The sequence below is a fragment of the Vibrio cincinnatiensis DSM 19608 genome, from assembly GCF_900167345.1.
Lineage (GTDB): Bacteria > Pseudomonadota > Gammaproteobacteria > Enterobacterales > Vibrionaceae > Vibrio > Vibrio cincinnatiensis.
The window spans coordinates 205599-225261 of record NZ_FUXB01000001.1 but is presented as its reverse complement, the minus strand read 5'-3'; the positions used below and the strand labels follow the sequence as shown (position 1 = coordinate 225261).

At 44.8% G+C, this 19663-nt stretch carries 14 protein-coding genes, 2 pseudogenes and 1 riboswitch; of the genes and pseudogenes, 10 read left to right on the top strand and 6 right to left on the bottom strand.

Going from position 1 to position 19663, the window contains the following annotated elements; translation table 11 throughout:
* Positions 1 to 5: 5 nt before the first annotated feature.
* Positions 6 to 584: a thymidine kinase gene (locus B5D54_RS01035; RefSeq protein ID WP_078924616.1), complete on the bottom strand. Its 579-nt coding sequence runs from the start codon at positions 582 to 584 to the stop codon at positions 6 to 8.
* 131 nt (positions 585 to 715) lie between these two features.
* Positions 716 to 2491, bottom strand: a complete 1776-nt coding sequence (gene aspS, locus B5D54_RS01030) for an aspartate--tRNA ligase (protein WP_078924615.1) — start codon at positions 2489 to 2491, stop codon at positions 716 to 718.
* Positions 2492 to 2774: 283 nt separating this feature from the next.
* On the opposite strand from aspS, the gene B5D54_RS01025 reads away from it, so the two are divergent.
* The 7 genes and pseudogenes from B5D54_RS01025 to B5D54_RS01000 all read left to right on the top strand — a co-directional run bounded on the left by B5D54_RS01025 (position 2775) and on the right by B5D54_RS01000 (position 8919).
* Positions 2775 to 3665, top strand: a complete 891-nt coding sequence (locus B5D54_RS01025) for a DUF72 domain-containing protein (RefSeq protein WP_078924614.1) — start codon at positions 2775 to 2777, stop codon at positions 3663 to 3665.
* Between the two features lie 119 nt (positions 3666 to 3784).
* Positions 3785 to 4513, top strand: coding sequence for a carboxy-S-adenosyl-L-methionine synthase CmoA (gene cmoA / locus B5D54_RS01020; RefSeq protein ID WP_078924613.1), 729 nt, complete (start codon positions 3785 to 3787; stop codon positions 4511 to 4513).
* 68 nt (positions 4514 to 4581) lie between these two features.
* Positions 4582 to 5553 (top strand): tRNA 5-methoxyuridine(34)/uridine 5-oxyacetic acid(34) synthase CmoB, encoded by a 972-nt coding sequence (gene cmoB / locus B5D54_RS01015; RefSeq protein WP_078924612.1) that lies wholly within the window; start codon positions 4582 to 4584, stop codon positions 5551 to 5553.
* A gap of 114 nt (positions 5554 to 5667) precedes the next feature.
* A pseudogene (locus B5D54_RS17530) lies at positions 5668 to 5881 on the top strand (ATP-dependent Zn protease); the annotation flags it as partial.
* Between the two features lie 98 nt (positions 5882 to 5979).
* Positions 5980 to 6417 (top strand): annotated as a pseudogene (locus tag B5D54_RS17525) (ATP-dependent zinc protease family protein); the annotation flags it as partial.
* A gap of 17 nt (positions 6418 to 6434) precedes the next feature.
* Positions 6435 to 7943, top strand: a complete 1509-nt coding sequence (locus tag B5D54_RS01005) for an inactive transglutaminase family protein (protein WP_078924610.1) — start codon at positions 6435 to 6437, stop codon at positions 7941 to 7943.
* A gap of 1 nt (position 7944) precedes the next feature.
* A complete protein-coding gene (locus tag B5D54_RS01000; protein WP_078924609.1) occupies positions 7945 to 8919 on the top strand; it encodes an alpha-L-glutamate ligase-like protein in 975 nt (324 codons plus the stop codon).
* An 87-nt stretch (positions 8920 to 9006) separates the two neighbouring features.
* Here B5D54_RS01000 and mukB read toward each other — a convergent pair whose 3' ends face one another.
* Genes mukB through cmoM form a run of 4 tightly spaced genes read right to left on the bottom strand, consistent with a single transcriptional unit; the run spans position 9007 to position 16301 of the window.
* Complete coding sequence (gene mukB, locus B5D54_RS00995; RefSeq protein WP_078924608.1) at positions 9007 to 13467, bottom strand: chromosome partition protein MukB; 4461 nt, start codon at positions 13465 to 13467, stop codon at positions 9007 to 9009.
* Positions 13464 to 14192, bottom strand: coding sequence for a chromosome partition protein MukE (mukE, locus tag B5D54_RS00990; protein WP_078924607.1), 729 nt, complete (start codon positions 14190 to 14192; stop codon positions 13464 to 13466). Before mukE ends, mukB begins: the two co-directional genes overlap by 4 nt.
* Positions 14173 to 15510, bottom strand: coding sequence for a chromosome partition protein MukF (gene mukF, locus B5D54_RS00985; RefSeq protein WP_078924606.1), 1338 nt, complete (start codon positions 15508 to 15510; stop codon positions 14173 to 14175). The genes mukE and mukF overlap by 20 nt, the downstream gene beginning before the upstream one ends.
* A gap of 2 nt (positions 15511 to 15512) precedes the next feature.
* The gene (gene cmoM, locus B5D54_RS00980; RefSeq protein WP_078924717.1) at positions 15513 to 16301 is read right to left on the bottom strand and encodes a tRNA uridine 5-oxyacetic acid(34) methyltransferase CmoM; all 789 of its coding nucleotides are present in this window, start codon (positions 16299 to 16301) and stop codon (positions 15513 to 15515) included.
* An 88-nt stretch (positions 16302 to 16389) separates the two neighbouring features.
* Here cmoM and elyC point away from each other — a divergent pair, with 88 nt between their 5' ends.
* From elyC to B5D54_RS00965, 3 genes are all read left to right on the top strand, one after another.
* Positions 16390 to 17211: an envelope biogenesis factor ElyC gene (elyC, locus tag B5D54_RS00975; RefSeq protein ID WP_115174000.1), complete on the top strand. Its 822-nt coding sequence runs from the start codon at positions 16390 to 16392 to the stop codon at positions 17209 to 17211.
* A 429-nt stretch (positions 17212 to 17640) separates the two neighbouring features.
* Positions 17641 to 18654, top strand: coding sequence for an HTH-type transcriptional repressor PurR (gene purR, locus B5D54_RS00970; protein ID WP_078924604.1), 1014 nt, complete (start codon positions 17641 to 17643; stop codon positions 18652 to 18654).
* Between the two features lie 190 nt (positions 18655 to 18844).
* Positions 18845 to 18927, top strand: a riboswitch (cyclic di-GMP riboswitch).
* A gap of 115 nt (positions 18928 to 19042) precedes the next feature.
* On the top strand, positions 19043 to 19633 hold the full coding sequence (locus B5D54_RS00965; RefSeq protein WP_078924603.1) for a TfoX/Sxy family DNA transformation protein: 591 nt from the start codon (positions 19043 to 19045) through the stop codon (positions 19631 to 19633).
* Positions 19634 to 19663: the final 30 nt, after the last annotated feature.

Genomic DNA, 19663 nt, shown 5'->3' with positions numbered 1-19663 from the left:
AACTTTCAACGTCCCAGTGCTTCTTTATAGTGCTGGCGACACACTGAAACATAACGGTCATTTCCGCCAATATCCACTTGATCCCCTTCAGAGATGGCTTGCCCATGTTCATCGGTACGGATCACCATATTGGCTTTTCGCCCACAGTGGCAAATGGTTTTCAGCTCGACCAGTTTATCCGCCCATGACAATAAATATTGACTGCCTTCAAACAGTTCACCTAAAAAGTCGGTTCTCAGCCCATAGCACAAAACCGGGATATCCAATTTATCCACCACTTCCGTTAACTGGTAAACTTGCTGACGAGTCAGAAACTGGCATTCATCGACCAAAACGCAATGGCGTTTTTGCTCACGATTGAGACGCGTGATGGTTTCGAGTAAATCGGTGTCTTGTTGAAAAAGGTGAGCATCCGCTTCAAGGCCAATACGAGAACTGACTTTACCAACCCCGAAACGATCGTCTATCGCAGCGGTAAAGATAACCGGAGTCATTCCTCGTTCTTGATAGTTAAAAGAAGATTGTAATAAGGTGGTCGATTTACCCGCATTCATTGCTGAGTAATAAAAATACATCTGAGCCAACGGAGAGATTTCCTTTAAAAACGTAAAAAGCGCGCTATTGTAGCAAACATCCGCAAAATGTGGATTTATGCTATCTGAATTATGGTCACAAAAAAGGGTGGCTATGCCACCCTAAATCCAGCCAGGTTTCGTTATTCTGCTTTATCTTTTGCAAGGTTGACGGCGATGGCCAACTCTTCTAATGCCGCAGGGTTTGCGACGCTAGGCGCATCTGTTAGTAAGCAAGCCGCAGCCGTGGTTTTTGGAAACGCAATAACATCACGAATATTTTCGGTTCCACACAGCAGCATCACAAGGCGGTCTAAGCCAAATGCCAGCCCAGCATGAGGCGGTGTACCAAACTTAAGCGCATCCAGTAAGAAGCCAAATTTCAAGCGTTGTTCTTGTTCATCAATACCTAAAATATCAAAAACAGCGGCTTGCATAGTGGCATCATGAATACGCACTGAGCCACCCCCCACTTCATAACCGTTAAGCACCATATCGTAAGCGTTGGATAATGCTTCGGTTGGGTTGGCTTTTAGCTGTTCAGCCGTCATATCTAGTGGTGAAGTAAATGGATGGTGCATCGCGGCAACATTCCCTTCGTCATCGGCTTCAAACATTGGGAAATCAACCACCCACAATGGAGCCCAAGTCGCACCATTGGTAATATTGAGATCTTTACCCACTTTAAGACGTAAAGCGCCCATCGCTTCCGCAACCACATTGGCTTTGTCCGCACCGAACAGCACGATATCCCCATCTTGTGCTTGCGTACGCTCAATAATGGTTTTCACGATAGCTTCATCAAGGAATTTAGCAACGGGGGATTGAATGCCTTCCATACCCGCATTGACATCATTCACTTTTAACCATGCCAGACCTTTGGCCCCATAAATGGCAACAAATGCTGTATATTCATCAATTTGTTTACGAGACAGCGCAGCCCCACCCGGCACACGAAGCGCGGCAACTCGGCCTTTTTCATCGTTTGCTGGGCCAGAGAAAACCTTGAAGTCTACGGCTTTGAGAAGGTCAGCGACATCAACCAACTCCATGGGGTTACGTAGATCAGGCTTATCGCTACCAAAACGGCGCATGGCTTCACTGTATGGCATCACTGGGAATTCACCCAAGTCTACATTGAGCAGTTCAAGCCACATTTCACGAATCATTTGCTCGGTAACCGCACGAACTTGATCCGCTGTCATAAACGACGTTTCAATATCGATCTGGGTAAATTCTGGCTGGCGATCGGCACGTAAATCTTCATCACGGAAACATTTGACAATTTGATAGTAGCGATCAAAGCCGGACATCATCAATAACTGTTTAAACAGTTGAGGAGACTGAGGCAAAGCATAGAAACTGCCTTTGTGTACTCGGCTTGGAACTAAATAGTCACGAGCACCTTCTGGTGTCGCTTTAGTCAAGACAGGTGTTTCAATATCTAAAAAACCTTGGTTATCAAGGAAGCGACGGACAAAGCTTGACGCTTTAGCACGCAATTTGATGCGGTCGCTCATTTCTGGACGACGCAAATCTAGATAGCGGTATTTTAAACGCTGCTCTTCTGAATTCTTTTGGTTGAAATCAAGTGGCAATACGTCAGAACGGTTAACAATATGTAGCGCTGTCGCTAACACTTCCACTTCACCCGTTGCCATACCTTGATTTACTTGGCTATCTGGACGAGCACGCACTTCACCGGTGAGCTTAATGCAAAATTCATTACGCAGTTGGTTAGCGACAGAAAACACCTCCGCCATATCGGGGTCAACGACAACCTGAACGATACCTTCACGATCTCGCATATCAATAAAAATAAGACCGCCTAAATCACGACGGCGGTTAACCCAACCGCACAATTCTACAGTTTGTCCTGCAAGGGACTTGTTCAGGTGACCACAATAATGGCTACGCATAGTGAAATTCCCAACCTCTATATTTATCATCTAATTCTTACGCCGCAGACACGACAATTCCCTGCGACACATGGTTCCATTTATACGCTGAAAGAAGGTGAAGATCGACCTTCCAGAATATAATTTTGTTGTGTTCTATTCCGTATTCTTTCTTTTGTACAATAATCAATCAAATTATGATTAAAGCATCAGCGACGGAAAAATTGGCGCTGATTATAGCGCTAAAATACCGTATTCTTCAAAGAAACTCGTCTGTGTCCCATTGAAAAAATCAAGAGTCACTATGCAAAAGCTTCCATTACGTCTCGGTCTTACTATGTGGTCACACTCTGGTTGGCAAGGGCGATTTTTTCCAACAGGAACCACGCCCGCCGAACGGTTAGCTTATTATTCCAGCGTATTTCACACCGTAGAAGGCAACACGACCTTTTATGCCTCTCCTTCGCCAACCACCGTACGTAGCTGGCATTTGGCCACGCATGATGATTTCCGATTTACCTTTAAGCTACCCAAAGCGATCACCCACCAACACCAACTGGTGGGCTGCCAAGCGGATCTAAAGCAATTTCTTCAACTCATGGAACCGTTACATGAACGTATCGGCTTATGGACGATCCAACTCCCTGCTACGTTTACTGGTGCACACCTTGATCAATTGAAAAAGTTTTGTCGCGGTTTCCCCGCCCATTTTCCCTTGGGCGTTGAAGTTCGCCACGCCAGCTATTTTGCTAAAGGAGAGGAAGAACGACGCTTTAACCAATGGTTAATAGAAGAGAACATCAACCGAATCATCATGGATAGCCGCCCAGTGTTTTCGGCCAAACCCGACAATGAAATCATTATTGATGCACAAAAGAAAAAACCCAATCTGCCCGTACATGCCATTGCCACCGCCACTCAGCCAATGATTCGGTTTATTGGCCACCCTGACTTGCCCCAGAATCAAGCTTTTTTTACCGCTTGGTTAGCCAAATTGCCGCAATGGATTGCACAAGGTAAGCAGCCATATTTAATGGTCCATACTCCCGATAACCTCTATGCACCAGAGCTTGCCAGCTCACTCTACCAAACCTTGCAAACGGCCATTCGTCATTCTGATACCATCACGCAAAAACTGCCTGATCTCGCTACTTTTCCAGCACAAAGAGGGGATAGTCAACTCTCGATATTTTAACTTCTCACTGGAACTTAACGCGCTTTAATGACAGAGAATGAAATTTTTCATAAAATACGCGCCTTTTCTATTGTTGAGCGCTACATTTAGCTCAATTTATACGGGTATAAGGTTCTCCCATGAGCTCAAAAGACACCATATTTTCAGCCCCTATTGATAAAATCGGTGATTTCACCTTCGATGAGCGAGTGGTTGAAGTCTTTCCAGATATGATTCAACGTTCAGTACCGGGTTACAGCAATATCATTTCAGCCATCGGTATGCTCGCGGAGCGATTTGCTAAACCTCATAGCCATTTGTATGATTTAGGTTGCTCACTGGGAGCGGCAACCCTTTCTATGCGCCGTCATATTCAGCAAGAAGGTTGTAAGATCATTGGTGTCGACAACTCATCCGCCATGGTTGAGCGTTGCAAACTGCATGTCAATGCCTACCGTTCTGATACTCCGGTCGAGATCATAGAAGCCGATATCCGAGATGTCTCGATTGAAAATGCATCGGTTGTGGTACTCAACTTCACCTTACAGTTTTTATCGCCTGAAGATCGCTACACGCTGCTTGAAAAAGTCTATGCCGGTTTGCGCGCAGGAGGCATTTTAATTGTCTCAGAGAAATTTATTTTTCCTGATGAAACAGCACACGAACTGTTGATTGATTTACACCATGATTTTAAGCGTGCCAATGGATACAGCGAATTGGAAATCAGTCAAAAACGCAGTGCTATCGAAAATGTCATGCGCCCCGATTCTGTTGAAGCCCATAAACAGCGCTTTAAAAAACTGGGCTTTTCAAGCTACGAAGTCTGGTTTCAATGCTTTAATTTTGGCTCTATGTTTGCCATCAAATAACTTTCTATACGCCCTATCCCACTTTTACATAGCGACAGGGCTTTGTGCACGATTTAGGAACACATTTCATGTTTAATTTTGGCCCGCTTTATCAACGCCTTGCTCAAGACACTCGCCTACAACCTTGGTTAGATGTTCTGCCTAAACAATTGTCTGACTGGCAAGACAAACCTCATGGCGATCTGGATCGATGGTTACGGGCATTAAAGAAAATCGATGACACCCCACCCGATGCGATGGATTTAAAAACGTCAGTCACCGTCCATAATCACCAGCCACTGGCGGCAGGGGAACAGAAGAAATTAGAGAATTTACTGAAAACCTTTCACCCTTGGCGCAAAGGTCCCTATTTTCTCCATGGTATTCATATTGATACCGAGTGGCGCAGTGATTGGAAATGGGATCGCCTCCTCCCCCATATTTCACCATTGAAAGGCCGCTCAGTATTAGATGTGGGTTGTGGTAACGGCTACCATATGTGGCGAATGCTCGGTGAAGGGGCACATCAAGTGATGGGTATTGATCCCTCAGAGCTGTTTCTCATTCAGTTTGAAGCGGTTCGAAAGTTGATGGGTAACGATCAACGAATCCACTTAGTGCCATTAGGCATTGAACAACTCCCTGAGTTACAAGCCTTTGATACCGTATTTAGCATGGGCGTGTTATACCACCGACGTTCTCCCCTTGATCATCTTATTCAATTGAAAAGCCAACTCGTAGAAGGTGGGGAGTTAGTCCTCGAAACCTTGGTGATTGAAGGTGATGAAAATGCAGTATTAGTTCCGTTTGATCGCTATGCTCAAATGCGTAACGTTTACTTTTTCCCTTCAGCAAAAGCATTAAAAGGCTGGTTAGAAAAAGTGGGATTTGTGGATGTACGAATCGTTGATGAAAATACAACCTCATTCGATGAGCAGCGAACCACAGAATGGATGACGCATAATTCACTCCCTCATTACCTTGATGATAATGACCCAAGTAAGACAATTGAAGGATATCCTGCACCAAGACGGGCAATTTTAATTGCAAAAAAGCCATAATTGACACAGTCTTAACGTGTTATTTATTGTATAAGTCTACTCTAGCAAAAGATGCGTAGCGCATCCTTTGCTATCACTAATGAAACACACTACAACACAAGAATAAGGTCGCAAATGTTTAAGCGAATAGCCCCCCTTGTTGCACTTAGCATGCTCTCTGGTTGCACAATATTAAAGGGCGACGAATACCATCAAGCTACGCTGGCTGCCATTCATCAATCCGAATCCAACCTCTCCAATAAAATGACCAATTTAGAGCTGCATATTAGTAACCAAATGGACTATATCGACAGCCTAGAAAATCAAATCATCGGTCTCAAAGGGCAACTCAAAGAGCTTAAAGTACTGGCTAACCGCCCCGTTGTAGTTACAGAAGATCAATCGCAGCCTCCGCGGTCATCCATACCTAACAGCACCGCCCCCAGCGTTCCTCGTCATGAGGTGGTGTTAGGTGAAATAGAAAAAGTAACCATTGACGCTATCAAGCAGACGTTTGATGCTCGAATTGATACTGGTGCGGCCACCTCTTCTTTGAATGCGATTGATGTAGAAGAATTTGAGCGCAATGGGAAAAACTGGGTTCGCTTTCATCTTGCTGGCGATAGCAGCGTTAAAGATGATAGTAACTGGATAGAAGCACCGATCGTACGGTTTGTTCGTATTCGCCAATCGACCAGCGAGCAAGCAGAACGTCGTGCCGTCGTTGAATTATGGGTAAAATTAGGATCCATCCACGAAAAAACTCAATTTACCTTGGCTGACCGGTCACAAATGAGCCATCCCATCTTACTGGGTAGAGAATTTATCCGTGACATTGCGGTCGTGGATGTCAGTCGGAAATACATTCAGTCAGAAACAAAATAAAATATATAAGGTCAGTTATGACATCACGAGTTCCATTCTATTTATCGATTCTTTTGCTGGTTGCCATTGGTATTACATTAAGCATGATTCGTCACCAAAGTTATGGTGTGCCTTGGACACCGGGAGAAACCCGTCAAGTATGGGATATAGAAGCACGCATCGAATTTAATGCTCAAGGGAAAGAAGTCAAAGTGTCCCTTGCCGCTCCTCATACACAAGATGGCTTCACTTTAGTCGGTGAAAATGCTTCTTCCCCAGGTTATGGTATCTCTTATCTCACAACCGAAACTGGGCGACGAGCCGAATGGTCAATTCGTCAGGCAACCGGGCCACAAACCATTTACTATAAAGCGCAGTTCTTAGTCGATCCCCAAGCAAAAGCGACACCCATTCTCCCAGCCCAATCACTCAGTAAACCAACGTTTGATGGTCCAGAAGAAATTGCGGCGATTGCTTTGATAGAGCAAGCAAACCGCCATTCAGCCGACGATGTTACCTTTACTCGTGAGTTGATTAAGACGCTCAATGATACTGAAAACCAAAATGCCGCTTTGCTGTTGAATAAAATGAGCAAAGTGGATGCTGTACAGAAATTGCTGTCTTATCAACAGATCGCCAATAAAGTGGTGGGGGTCATTAAGCTAGAAGATGGCCGACGCCGTCAGGCTATCCAACATATGAATCAAGTATGGGATGGGCAAAAATGGGTTCTCTTTAATCCAGAGACAGGGATTCAGCCGACTCAACCTAACCTTTTAGTATGGGATGAATCGAATATTTCGCTACTCGATGTGATCGGTGGTCAAAATAGCCAAGTGCACTTTACCATGATTGCGCAAGAGGTTTCTCCACAGCAAGCGACCAACAGTAAAGTAGAAGCCGATGGGCTACTCAACCTCTCAATCCATAGCTTACCACTAGAAGAGCAAGCGATGTTTAAGACCATCATGCTCATCCCTATCGGTGCCCTGATTGTGGTATTTCTACGTGTCATCATCGGTTTAAAAACTTCGGGCACCTTTATGCCCGTGCTGATTGCCGTTGCCTTTGTACAAACCCAGTTGACCACGGGTATTGTGGGTTTCTTATTGATTGTCGGTACCGGACTGATTATCCGCAGCTATCTGTCGAAGCTTAACTTATTGCTGGTTGCTCGCATATCGGCGGTGATTATTTCCGTCATTTTAATTATCTCGGTCTTTACCGTGGTGGCATTTAAAATTGGTTTAACCGAAGGTTTAACCATCACGTTCTTCCCTATGATCATCTTGTCATGGACTATTGAGCGTATGTCCATTCTCTGGGAAGAAGAAGGAGCGAAAGAAGTCATTTTACAAGGTGGAGGTTCACTCTTAACCGCGGTGCTGATCTATCTAGCGATGACCAACGCCTATGTCCAGCACCTCACCTTTAACTTTATTGGTTTACAATTGGTTGTGTTAGCGGCCATCTTACTGCTCGGGACCTATACCGGCTATCGCATAACAGAATTACGTCGCTTTAAACCCTTGGTGGATGGAGATTAATATGTTTCTCTCTCTTTCTGAGTACACCTCCCCTTTCAAATTGCGTCGCAAAGGGATCATGGGGATGAACAAACGTAACCACAGTTACATCGGCCGTTATAATGACCGCTCTAAATATCCATTGGTTGACGATAAGTTACAAACGAAATTAATTGCTCAACGTGCTGGTTGTACGGTACCACAGCTCATTGGCGTGATCAGCAATCAAGGTGATGTGAAACGCATTCACCAGATGGTTGAACAGTGGCCTGGCTTTGTTATCAAGCCTGCCCGAGGCAGTGGTGGTAAAGGTATTTTAGTCATTAGCTCTCATCAAAATGGGCTATATACCAAACCATCGGGTTCAACCATTACCAAAGAAGATGTTGAAAGACACATCAGTAATGCTTTGGCAGGGTTGTTTTCATTAGGCGGTAAGAATGATGTCGCCGTAATAGAAAATTTAATCAAGTTTGATGATTGCTTTGATGGCTTTAGTTATGAAGGGGTGCCAGATGTACGAATCATCGTTTTTAAAGGTTACCCCGTGATGGCAATGATGCGCCTTTCTACTTCTGCCTCTGATGGTAAAGCTAACCTTCACCAAGGCGCGGTCGGTGTCGGCGTTGATATCGCTACAGGAAAAGCCGTTCGAGCAGTACAATTTAATCGTCCGGTCACCGTTCACCCCGATACAGGGAAAGATCTTTCCACGCTTGTCGTTCCCCACTGGGAGCGTTTGCTCACACTTGCAGCTAGCGCATGGGAGATGACCGGGCTTGGTTATCTGGGTACGGATATGGTGTTGGACAAAGAAGAAGGCCCTATGGTGCTTGAACTCAATGCTCGCCCTGGCCTTGCGATTCAAACGGCCAATGGTGCAGGGCTACTGCCTCGCCTACAACATATTGAAAATTTAGGCTCACCACTGATTTATCCAACGCCAGCGGAGCGGGTCGCTTACGCAGCAAAACAGTTTGGTAGCCCAGAAAAATAACAGGTTAGGCCGCTAATCTAGAATGTAAAATACCGACAATGTAAAACGCCTTCATATCGAAGGCGTTTTTATTATCCAATCTAGCGGTTAACTCAATGCATCCGCCAATTGTTGTTCTTCACTTTTGGGCTTTTCTTTGCCCGCAAACCCTCGCAAACCCACCACATGCACATGTTCGTGATCTTTAAAGACTTTACGAACCAGTTTGTAGGTTGTGCCCTTCTCTGGGCTAATGTTTTCGGGCGCAGCGATCAGCAATTGCATATCCAAACGCTCACAAAGCTCAAACAGCGTTGCAATAGATTTTGCATCCAAACGTGCGGCTTCATCTAAGAAAAGCAAACGGCAAGGAATAATGTCTTTACTCCGTAAGCGACGTGACTCTTCTTCCCAGCTTTGTACGACCATCAGAAGAATCGATTGGCCCGTACCAATGGCTTCACCTGTTGATAATGCACCAGACTCAGCTTGTAACCAACCATCGGAGCCTCGATTCACTTCAACACTCAATTCAAGGTAATTACGGTAATCCAGCAGTTCTTCACCTAATACCTGAGGCGAACGCTGTCCCATATCAATGTGAGGGTTGACTCGCTGGAAAAGTTTCGCCATCGCTTCTGAGAAGGTATAGCGAGTACTTTCAAACAGATCTTTATGCTGTACCTGTTGCTCGACTAACCCACTGAGCAAGATTTCATGACTTTCACGCACTTTAACGTTAAGACGAACCCCTTTCACTTGACCAAATGCGATGTTCGATAGCCCTTGGTTAAGCATTCGAATGCGGTTTTGCTCACGTTGAATGGTCTTACGGATGATACTAGCGACCGAATCGGAGCTGATCGCTAATCGATTTTCCCGCTGGGTCAGTTCTTCAGTCAGACGAGCAAGCTCAACTTCCATCTCTTCAATGGCTTCAACCGGGTCGTCTGTTCGAATGATATCTTGACGAATACGTTCACGCAGATGCTGATAAACAGCGATATAAAATAGTACCTTACGCTCTGGATGCACATTATCTTCCGATAAACGCAGCGCATCACGCAAGTCTTCATTATTAGAGACCGCTAAGCGCAGCGCTCCTAATGATTTATCCGACATAGAGCGCAGTTCACCGGCCGATAAATACGCCAGTTCGCGTTTATGTAGACGACGCTCAACATCGTTTTCACGCGCAAGACGCAATACCGAGCACCAACCTGCTTTGGCATTAACCACAAAAGTTCGCAGATCCTGATACTCTTTTTCCACCTTTTTCATGCGCTTGGCTAACGCCTTCATTTCAACTTCGGTCGAGGTGATCGTCCGTTCATATTCACTCTTACGACCACGAGAGCTATGTAAGCGCTCATGCAGTTCATCACGGCGTTGCTGAGCACGACTTAATGCCCCCTCGTCGGCCTGAACCCCAAATTCTTGTAGCTCTTGCTTAAATTCCTGTACCGTTTCCAGTTTCGCTTGATGTGAGCTTTTTAAAGACGCCAAAACTTGATGATACTGACTCAACTGCGCTTGTGCTTGTTTAAGCTCATCACGGCTACGGTTACGAAGACTTTCCGCTTGTATGAGTTTGGCTTTAAGCTGTTCACTTAACTCACTACTCTGGCTGAGCAGGTCCACCGAATCAGAATAAGCAAAGTGCTGACGGCGCTCATAAAGATCAGAAAGCGCAAAGATTTGGCTTTTTAGATTTTGCAGTGCCAGATCCGCTTGCTGATATTGTTGCTCTAACGCATCAAATTGTTCTGGGTCCACTTCTAAAGCAGAAGCCAACGCCTGTAACTGCCCAACCGTTTGACTATGCTGAGCAAGAAATGCCTTCGCTTGGCTGAGATGCTTTAATTTATCATTCAGATCAATTAAACGCTCCTGCAAGGTATTCTCAGCCAGTAGACGCCAGTTGGGAGCAATACTCTCGAGTGTCGATAATGCTTGTTTACTCAATTGGCGTTGGCTGCGCTGTTGCTGCTCTTGATTTTCCAGCTCAGTTAGCTGACGAAGTACTTGATTGCGTTTTTCACGTGCAGTCAGTAAAGCTTGCTCAGGATCCGCTTCAAATGCGCACTGTAAATGTTCAGCCACAAAAAGGTTGAAACTACTGTATAAACGTTGCAGTTTTTGCGAATCAAAAGCCGCTTTGGCATGAGCTTCAACGATCTCTTCTCGTTCTAAACGGAGTTGCTCTAAACGCTGCTCACGAGCGGCACGGCCAAATAGAGGGAGCTCAGGAAAGCGAGAATAACGCATTTGTCGATCATTTAACTGAACACAAACTGCTCCAGCTAATTCTTCAACATCAATCGAACTGTCATCAAAGGCATCGATATCCCCTTCGATTAAATAGAGATCTTCAGGGCAATCATCCAGTTCAACCAACTTCTCTTTTATGCCAGATAAATCAGAAACCACAATCGCATGACGAGCGGGGCCATACATTGCACTAAAATAAGGCGCATCATCCAGAGTAATATCATCATAAATTTCAGATAATAAAACGCCACCCAATGTATCAGCCAATCCTTTCAAACGAGGATCGTTTGAACCACCTGGTGAAGCAAGCCGTTCAATTTCACTGTCAAGCTGAGCACGACGTTGAGTAAGTTTGTCCTTCTCCAGCGATTGAACTTTTTCACGCTCCAACAAAGATTGCATCTCACTCATGACCGATTGACGATCACTTAACTCAGCGCCACTTTGCTCACGTAAAACCGCTAAAGCATCATTGGCTTGAATCCATGTTGGAGCAATGCTTTCACAACGGACAATCTCAGAGTGTAGCTCTTGCTCAAGGCGGCGCTGCTGACTTCTTTGCTCACGTAGCGCTTCTTGGCTCAGCTCCAAACTCTCTAACAACGCTTGGTGACGCTCACGCTCTAAATCAAGGCTATCCTCTTCACTGAGTAAAACCTGATGCTGCTTGTGATAATCATTGACTCGCTGCTGTACAAGGTTTTGCTGTTCAATTCGATAGTGTAGATCTCGCTGTTGCTCCAACCACGGCTGCTCATTTTGTACCCTCTGCTGAGCTTCTTGTGCTTGGCGTAAAATAATTTTCGCTTGTTCTGCCGCTTGGCTACGGTCGACGTCCCCCACCACGCTTTTCACTAAACTCAGCGCTCGTTCAAACTGCTCAGCCGCCGCCGATGACATATCCAGCTTATGTTTTACTGCCAATAGCTCGCTGGTTTTTTGCTCTTGCTGGGCATTCAGCTCACTGATTCGCGCATGAGCAACTTCCGCGGAGAGAGTCGGATCATTGAGCTGCTGGCGAGCTTTGTCGAGTGCTTGTAACGCTTGTTGGTATTGCAAAGCGCGGGTCTGTTGTACATCAAGGGCTTGTTGATAATCCGCCAATTGGGTTTTCAGACTATCGACTTCTTCCTCGCTCATGGTGGCTTGCTCTTCCGCCATCATGACACGTTCTTGCGCTTCTTCGACCACCATCAACTGTTCTTCAAGACGAATGTTCAGTTCTTCTAAATCCTCTTGATAGCGAGCGATTTTTTCTTGTTGACGCAGGGCATTTTGCACCAGTTGTAAATGATCTGAAGCACCTTGATAATCTTGCTCTAGTGCCGACTCTTGCTCAACCAGCATCTCCAGTTCTTCATGAACACGATTAAGTAATCGGTTTTGTTCAATTAAGGTTTCACGGGCGGCAAAGAGTTCTTGGCGCAGCGACAATGTTTGCTCAACTTTAATACGACGTTCATTCGCATGGCGCATATAGTCAGCAGCCACATACTGGGTCGATTCAGTGATCAAATGTTTGAATAGATCTCGATCCGCTTGCGTATTTTTAATGGCTTCCAGAGTCATGCGGTTTTCACGCAACGCCGATTCCATATCTTGGAACGCTTTTTTAACTCCGCCATTTTGTGGCAATAAGTAATCGCGCAATGAACGGGTAATCGCGCTGGAAATACCACCATATAACGAGGCTTCAATCAAACGGTAAAATTTGGAACGATCGCTACTATTACGTAATTTTTTGGGTACCACTCCTGACTCAAACATCTGGCTGTGATAGTCCACAATGGAACCAAATGCTTTGAAATGTGCGCCTTCAATACCGCTCAGGGCTTCTTTCACTTCATTTAACTGACGAACTCGAGCATGGTTATCTGAAACACTTTCTACCAAAATATCCGTCGGTTTAATATGGCTGGGTAAACCTTGAATAACAAAGGGTTTGATGTCCACTTTCTTATCTCGCCCAGCCACTTGCTGAAGTTTAACCACAAACAGCAAACGTTGATGACGAGAATTCACCACATCGAGTGCCGCATAACAAGCACCCGGCTGTAACTTACCGTAAAGACCTTTATCACGAGATGCTTGTGAGCTCCCGGCTTCCGTTGTATTACGAAAGTGCAGTAAGCTTTGGTCAGGAATTAAGGCGGTGATAAACGCCGCCATCGTGGTGGATTTTCCTGCACCATTACCACCGGATAATGTGGTCACTAAATTATCGATATCAAAAGTGCGGGCAAAGAAGCCATTCCAGTTGATCATGGTGAGTGATTGATATTTACCTCTTTCAATCATGCTTCGTCTTCCCATACTTCGTGTTGTTCATCTTGTTCTTGTAATTCCGCTTCATTGGCTAATAAGCTGGGTTGGTTAGGTTCTTGACTGTGAACCACCGCTTCACCATCACGGATCAAACGCAACTGTGCTTGACGCATATCATCCCCGACTCGCACATCAGCACCGAAACGAAACACCGCTTCCGTAATCCGAAATTTAGTGGTTTCTCCAATATGAATGAGCATGCCAAGACGACGTAACCGGCGCAAAGAAGTGCGGACTTTTTCAAATAATTTTTCTTTATCTAAATCCGACCCCGTGGCGCGGTGAGTCACCAATTTCATCAATTTTTTTTCATCAACCAATGAGAGCAGTTCTTCATACAACTCTTGGTTGGTAAAAATGCCTTCATGCGCCAATCGTTCTGGGCTTAGATAAAGGAAGCAAAGCACCTTACCCACCAACATATCCAATTCAGATAATACACTGCGATTAATTAAGGAGGTTGAACGCGGACGAAGATAAAAGAAACCTTCTGGCGCACGGACTAACTCGGTATTGTAACGCTGATAAAATAACGCCAGCTCAGGCTCAAAATCAGACAAAAAGGCATGGCTATCCAGATCATCACTAGACACATGTCGCCCTGCGCGTAATTGACTATCTAAAGCAGGAAAAAGCGGATTTACTATCGCTTTAGCCAGTTTCTCTGGCATATATTCATTAATATCGGTCGATGACATTTGCTTGTACCTTTGCACCAAATTCGTTAATTGCTTGCCAGTCTGGCTGAATGGCTCGGTAATCAGATTCAGAATAACCGAGGCGTACCGCTTGATCGACGACAATTCTAGCGAGATCAAAATGATGTGTACGCGGATGAGAAGCCAGATAATCACGTAACACGACGCCTAAATCGATGGGTTGTTGCTGCTCTTTATGGGCTTTTAGCATATGACCAATACGCTCTGAAATTTCATCATGGACTTGCTGAAATTCTTCATATTCAACCTCCATTGGCCGTTGCCCAGTCACCTCATCATCTCTCAGCACCAAGGCCTCATCACGCAGATCCGACAAACGCTCCGCCTCTGCAAACGTTAATAACCACGGTTGCGTAAAATAGTCATTCATTGATTGGCGAAGACGTTGACTGAAAGCTCGGTTTTGATCCATGTCGATGGCGGTTCGGATAAACTTATGGACATGTCGGTCGTACCCTATCCATAAATCAATCGCTTGTTGCCCCCAACTGGTGATGCGATCTAACTTCATCTGTAGTGAGAACAGCACTTCTTCAATAAATTCAAGTTCTGTATCACCATAGACTTTTTCTTGAATATCGAGGATCTGCGTTTGCAATTCATCACCAGCGGCTTGCAAGGTATCTTGTAGCTCTCGCAGTGTCGATGAAGTTTCTGACAGTAGACGTTCACATTGCTGAATGGCGTCACGCCAATCTTGGTTTAACAGCTCCGCAATTTGCCGTTTTACCGATTGCTGCTGTTCATCGAGCACTCGCTGGTTGAGATCAATACGATCAAAAATCTCTCCGACAGAATATTTCAGCACCCCATAAACGTTCTTTTTCCAGTGGCCAGCCGTACCGCCCTGCTGCGCAGATTCCACCGCTTTAGCCATTTCATCGGCAACCATCGAAAGCTGAATAGAGAGTTTTAATTTAGAAAACTCTCTATGACGGACGTAGTAATCGGTAATCCCTACAGCAAGGGGCGAGAGACGATAGATACTCATCCCTTCGGTAACTTCACTGGTAAATCGACTGATCAAGCGCTGTTTGACCAATTCGTTAATCGCGTTATTTGCTCGAAAAGCCGAAGCTTCTCCTGTCTCAGTAAAGAGTCGAGTGACGATAGCAAAAGCATCATGCAACTCACCTTCACCAAGCTCTTCATCAAATCGTTCATGACTCAATACCGCAATGGCAATCAGAAAGGCCAGACGCTCCGTACTGAGGTTCAATGAGAAATCATGCTGCTTAACCCAACTAACCAATTCATCAATGGGCTGCTCTGCAGCGTTCTGAGTTAACTCACTCATTGTTATTCCTGTTCTTTTTTCTTAGCCCAAACATGGATATAGCGACCTAAAGAGAGATATGGTTCTTGACGGCAATACTGCCGCTCTAATGCCAAAAGGTCTTCATAGCTGTATTCACCCATATTTTTCATGTTACCAATATAGTCACTAAAACAGCGAATACCGGATTTTCCACAAATGTCAAACCCTGCTTGCTCTACCCACTGATAAACCTCAGTCGGTAGTAAGCCTTGTTGAGGCTGAAGTTTAAAACGCTTACGATGTGGCATTCCCGCTAAAATGTGAGGAATGTTGCCACACACCGCATTCTTATATACCAAACCATGCTGGTTATAAAACATAATGGATGCCATACCACCACTTCGCACTTGAGCCAGTAGGTGCTTCAATGCAGCTTGAGGATCAGCCAACCACTCCATCACCGCATGGAACATGACGACGTCAACAGGGGCAGACAAATGTTCATCCACCGATTGAACCGGAGCATGCACAAACTGGTAGTGCTCAAGTAATCCGTTCTCCGTAATGTCCTGTTTTGCCAAATGTAACATTTCAGAAGAAAGATCACACAAGGTGACATGGTGGCCAAATTTCGCTAATCTTTGCGACATCTGCGCCAAACCACCGCCTGCATCTAAAATGTGCAACGGAGCTTGTGATTCATCGAAATGGGTGAGCATATGCATGAGATCTTCCCAAACAATAACTTGGCGGATCTCACCTTTGTCAGAGCCATAAATATTTTTTGCAAATTTGTGGGCAATATCGTCGAAATTGCGATCTTCTGTCACAGTGGCTTGAGTTATGATAATCAATCGTGCTGCTATTCTGTCATAGGAATGGCAGGAATAAAGAATCTTTCGCTGATTTTATTATCAAGTGCTGTTTTTTCGGACTATTTTGTTTATGTTTGAGCTGAAAAAAATCGTTTCCTCTCTTCTTATGCCCTTGCCAGCACTGCTGATCATCGGTTTTATTGGCTTAATGCTGATCATGTTTACCGCCAAGCGTAAAACTGGCTGCCTCGTGGTGCTATTTTCTTTGCTCGGTTTGTTTCTGATTTCCTTTCAACCCCTGTCTAGCCGTCTTTTAATGCCATTAGAACGTCAATATAGTGCCTTTCTACCTGTTGATGGTACGGTTGATTATGTTATGGTCTTGGGGAATGGGCATGTCGTGGATGGCAGTATTCCGCCCACCTCAGAATTAACGCGAACCGCCTTAATGCGTTTAGCGGAAGGCATTCGTATTTTACACATGTATCCGGGCTCTAAACTCATTTTATCCGGTTATGCAGGTGGCAGTGAGTTCAGCCATGCCAGAATGCTAGCGAAAGTCGCTCTTGCCCTTGGTGTGTCAAAATCAGACATTATCTTACTAGAAACCGCGCAAGATACGTGGGAAGAAGCAAGACAAGCCGCCGCCTTTGTTCAGCAAAAACAATTAGTACTGGTCACTTCAGCGAGCCATATGGCACGAGCAATGAATGAATTTCACTCCGCTGGGTTAACTCCCATTCCAGCCCCCACCAATTATCTTGCCCAAACGAATATTGCTCAAGCATGGGATAAATATATTCCTAAAGCACAATACATCGAACAGACAGAACACTACTGGTATGAATCGATGGGATTAATCTGGCAATCGATGCGAGATTGGGTAAGTCACCACGATAAAGCAGAACATAGCCAGACTCAATGAGGTCATATTAAAGATAATAAATACTTATCTCGCTCACAAATTAGCAAGTTTGCTAACGATTTGGCGTCAATAAAACGTATTTTGATGGTAAATTTCATTGCGAGTTAGTCAGCAGCAGTCTAAAATTCTGCTCGTTACTGACAAAATGAACGCAAAAAGACAAGCCGCTATTTGAAAGCGGTTTTTGTGTTTTTATTACTTTTAGGCTAATTACAGCCTATGCCCGAATCATTGAGCGTTATCGTCGAGCAACAGGCCAACTAGCTCTTTTTAGAGTGATTGTAATCAAGTCAACGTCGCCTATCGCATCGTAACGCCTCATATCCTCCCTCTACACGTTATAGGGTCGGGAAACTGGGTAATAACCACTGCTGCTCTTCATAAAGAGAAAGCCTATATGGCTCCAGCAGTCATTGATAGGATAAATTTATGGCCACGATTAAAGACGTTGCACGCTTAGCGGGCGTCTCAACCACAACCGTATCTCATGTCATCAACAAAACTCGTTTTGTTGCAGAAACCACACAAGAGAAAGTGCTTGATGCGGTAAAGCAGTTGAATTATGCACCGAGCGCAGTCGCCCGCAGCTTGAAATGTAATACGACACGTACAATTGGTATGCTCGTTACTCAATCGACCAACCTCTTTTTTTCTGAAGTCATTGATGGTGTTGAAAGTTATTGCTATCGCCAAGGTTATACGCTGATTTTGTGTAATACCGGCGGTATTTATGAAAAACAACGTGACTATATTCGTATGCTGGCAGAAAAGCGCGTTGATGGCATGCTCGTCATGTGTTCAGATTTGACCGAAGAATTGCTGGAAATGCTCGAAAGCCACCCAGATATTCCTAAAGTGATCATGGATTGGGGGCCTGAAACCTCACAAGCCGATAAGATCATTGATAATTCTGAAGAAGGGGGTTACTTGGCAACCAAATATCTCATTGAAAAAGGACATAAAGCGATTGCTTGCCTTAGTGGCCATTTTGTCAAAGCCGCTTGCCAAGAACGTATTGCAGGCTTTCGTCGGGCAATGGCCGAAGCCAGCCTAACCGTCAATGAGGACTGGATTCTGGAAGGAAACTTTGAGTGTGACACAGCCGTGTTAGCCGCAGACAAAATTCTCGCCATGGATACTCGCCCTACTGCCGTTTTTTGCTTTAATGATACGATGGCACTGGGCTTAATTAGCCGTTTACAGCAACGAGGTGTGCGCGTCCCTGACGATATGTCCATTATTGGTTACGATAACATTGAACTTGCGGAATATTTTTCTCCACCCTTAACAACAGTACACCAACCTAAACGTCGGGTTGGTAAAAATGCCTTTGAAATTCTGTTAGAGCGAATCAAAGATAAAGAACATGAACGTCGCACCTTTGAAATGCACCCAGAAATTGTTGAACGCGATACGGTAAGAGATCTAAATAAAAAATCATAAGTTGATTCGCTCGTCTAATAGGCAATGGATTTAATACGAAAATCACCATAATTCGTATTGCTTTCATTGATACAGCAACTTAAAGTTGAACCAAAGTCACATTTTAACAACCCAAATGTGATGCTCGTTCAACTTTTTGATTACTGTATAGCGATAAGTGTTAGGCGACTAATGCTTAAGGACACGAATGTCACGTACAGGGCAAACCATCTGAAAGGATGGGACGCAAAGCCTCCGGCCTAAACCAGTTTGGTAGGTAGCGGGGTTACCGATGGCAGAACTGCATGAATAGGATGTTAACGCCTGATTGAGAAATGAAAGCAGTTTTTTGCTAGACTCTCGGACCTGAGTGGGTGGCGTATTAGTTATATACACCGAGATTTACAGCATGGATAAACCCGTATTAAAAGATTCAATGCGACTTTTTGAACAACTTGGCCGTGTAAAGTCACGTTCCATGTTTGGCGGCTTTGGTGTTTTTGTTGATGACACCATGTTTGCTTTAGTCGTAAATGACAAGCTACATATGCGAGCGAACGATGAGTTAGCTGAGAAGTTTAAGCAACAAGGCTATCAACCTTATGTGTATAAAAAACGAGGCTTTCCCGTTGTGACAAAGTACTTTGCTTTACCAGAAGCGTGTTGGGATGATCCACAAGCCATTTTGCATGAAGCGAAAATGGTACTAAAAATAGCTCAAGATGAGCGAGAGAACCAAGAGCAATCAAAACCTGAGCGACTCAAGGATCTCCCCAACTTGCGACTCGCAACAGAACGTATGCTGAAAAAAGCGGGGATAAACTCCGTTGACCAGCTCCATCAAAAAGGAGCCTTAGGAGCCTATAAAGCCATCCAACAGAGCCATTCTACCGAGGTGAGCCTAGAGCTACTTTGGGCTTTAGAAGGTGCCATTGAAGGAAAACATTGGTCGGTAATTCCCCACTCTCGACGTGAAGAGTTGATGAAGTCTCTCTCTTAATTTACACTTTTTTCATCACCGATACACAAA

Bases quoted from the DNA above. Each gene is read 5' to 3' on its own strand.
- mukB (WP_078924608.1), bottom strand. From the start codon at position 13,467: ATGATTGAAAGAGGTAAATATCAATCACTCACCATGATCAACTGGAAT.
- aspS (WP_078924615.1), bottom strand. From the start codon at position 2,491: ATGCGTAGCCATTATTGTGGTCACCTGAACAAGTCCCTTGCAGGACAA.
- B5D54_RS01000 (WP_078924609.1), top strand. From the start codon at position 7,945: ATGTTTCTCTCTCTTTCTGAGTACACCTCCCCTTTCAAATTGCGTCGC.
- B5D54_RS01005 (WP_078924610.1), top strand. From the start codon at position 6,435: ATGACATCACGAGTTCCATTCTATTTATCGATTCTTTTGCTGGTTGCC.
- mukE (WP_078924607.1), bottom strand. From the start codon at position 14,192: ATGTCATCGACCGATATTAATGAATATATGCCAGAGAAACTGGCTAAA.
- purR (WP_078924604.1), top strand. From the start codon at position 17,641: ATGGCCACGATTAAAGACGTTGCACGCTTAGCGGGCGTCTCAACCACA.
- B5D54_RS01025 (WP_078924614.1), top strand. From the start codon at position 2,775: ATGCAAAAGCTTCCATTACGTCTCGGTCTTACTATGTGGTCACACTCT.
- B5D54_RS00965 (WP_078924603.1), top strand. From the start codon at position 19,043: ATGGATAAACCCGTATTAAAAGATTCAATGCGACTTTTTGAACAACTT.
- cmoA (WP_078924613.1), top strand. From the start codon at position 3,785: ATGAGCTCAAAAGACACCATATTTTCAGCCCCTATTGATAAAATCGGT.
- mukF (WP_078924606.1), bottom strand. From the start codon at position 15,510: ATGAGTGAGTTAACTCAGAACGCTGCAGAGCAGCCCATTGATGAATTG.
- cmoB (WP_078924612.1), top strand. From the start codon at position 4,582: ATGTTTAATTTTGGCCCGCTTTATCAACGCCTTGCTCAAGACACTCGC.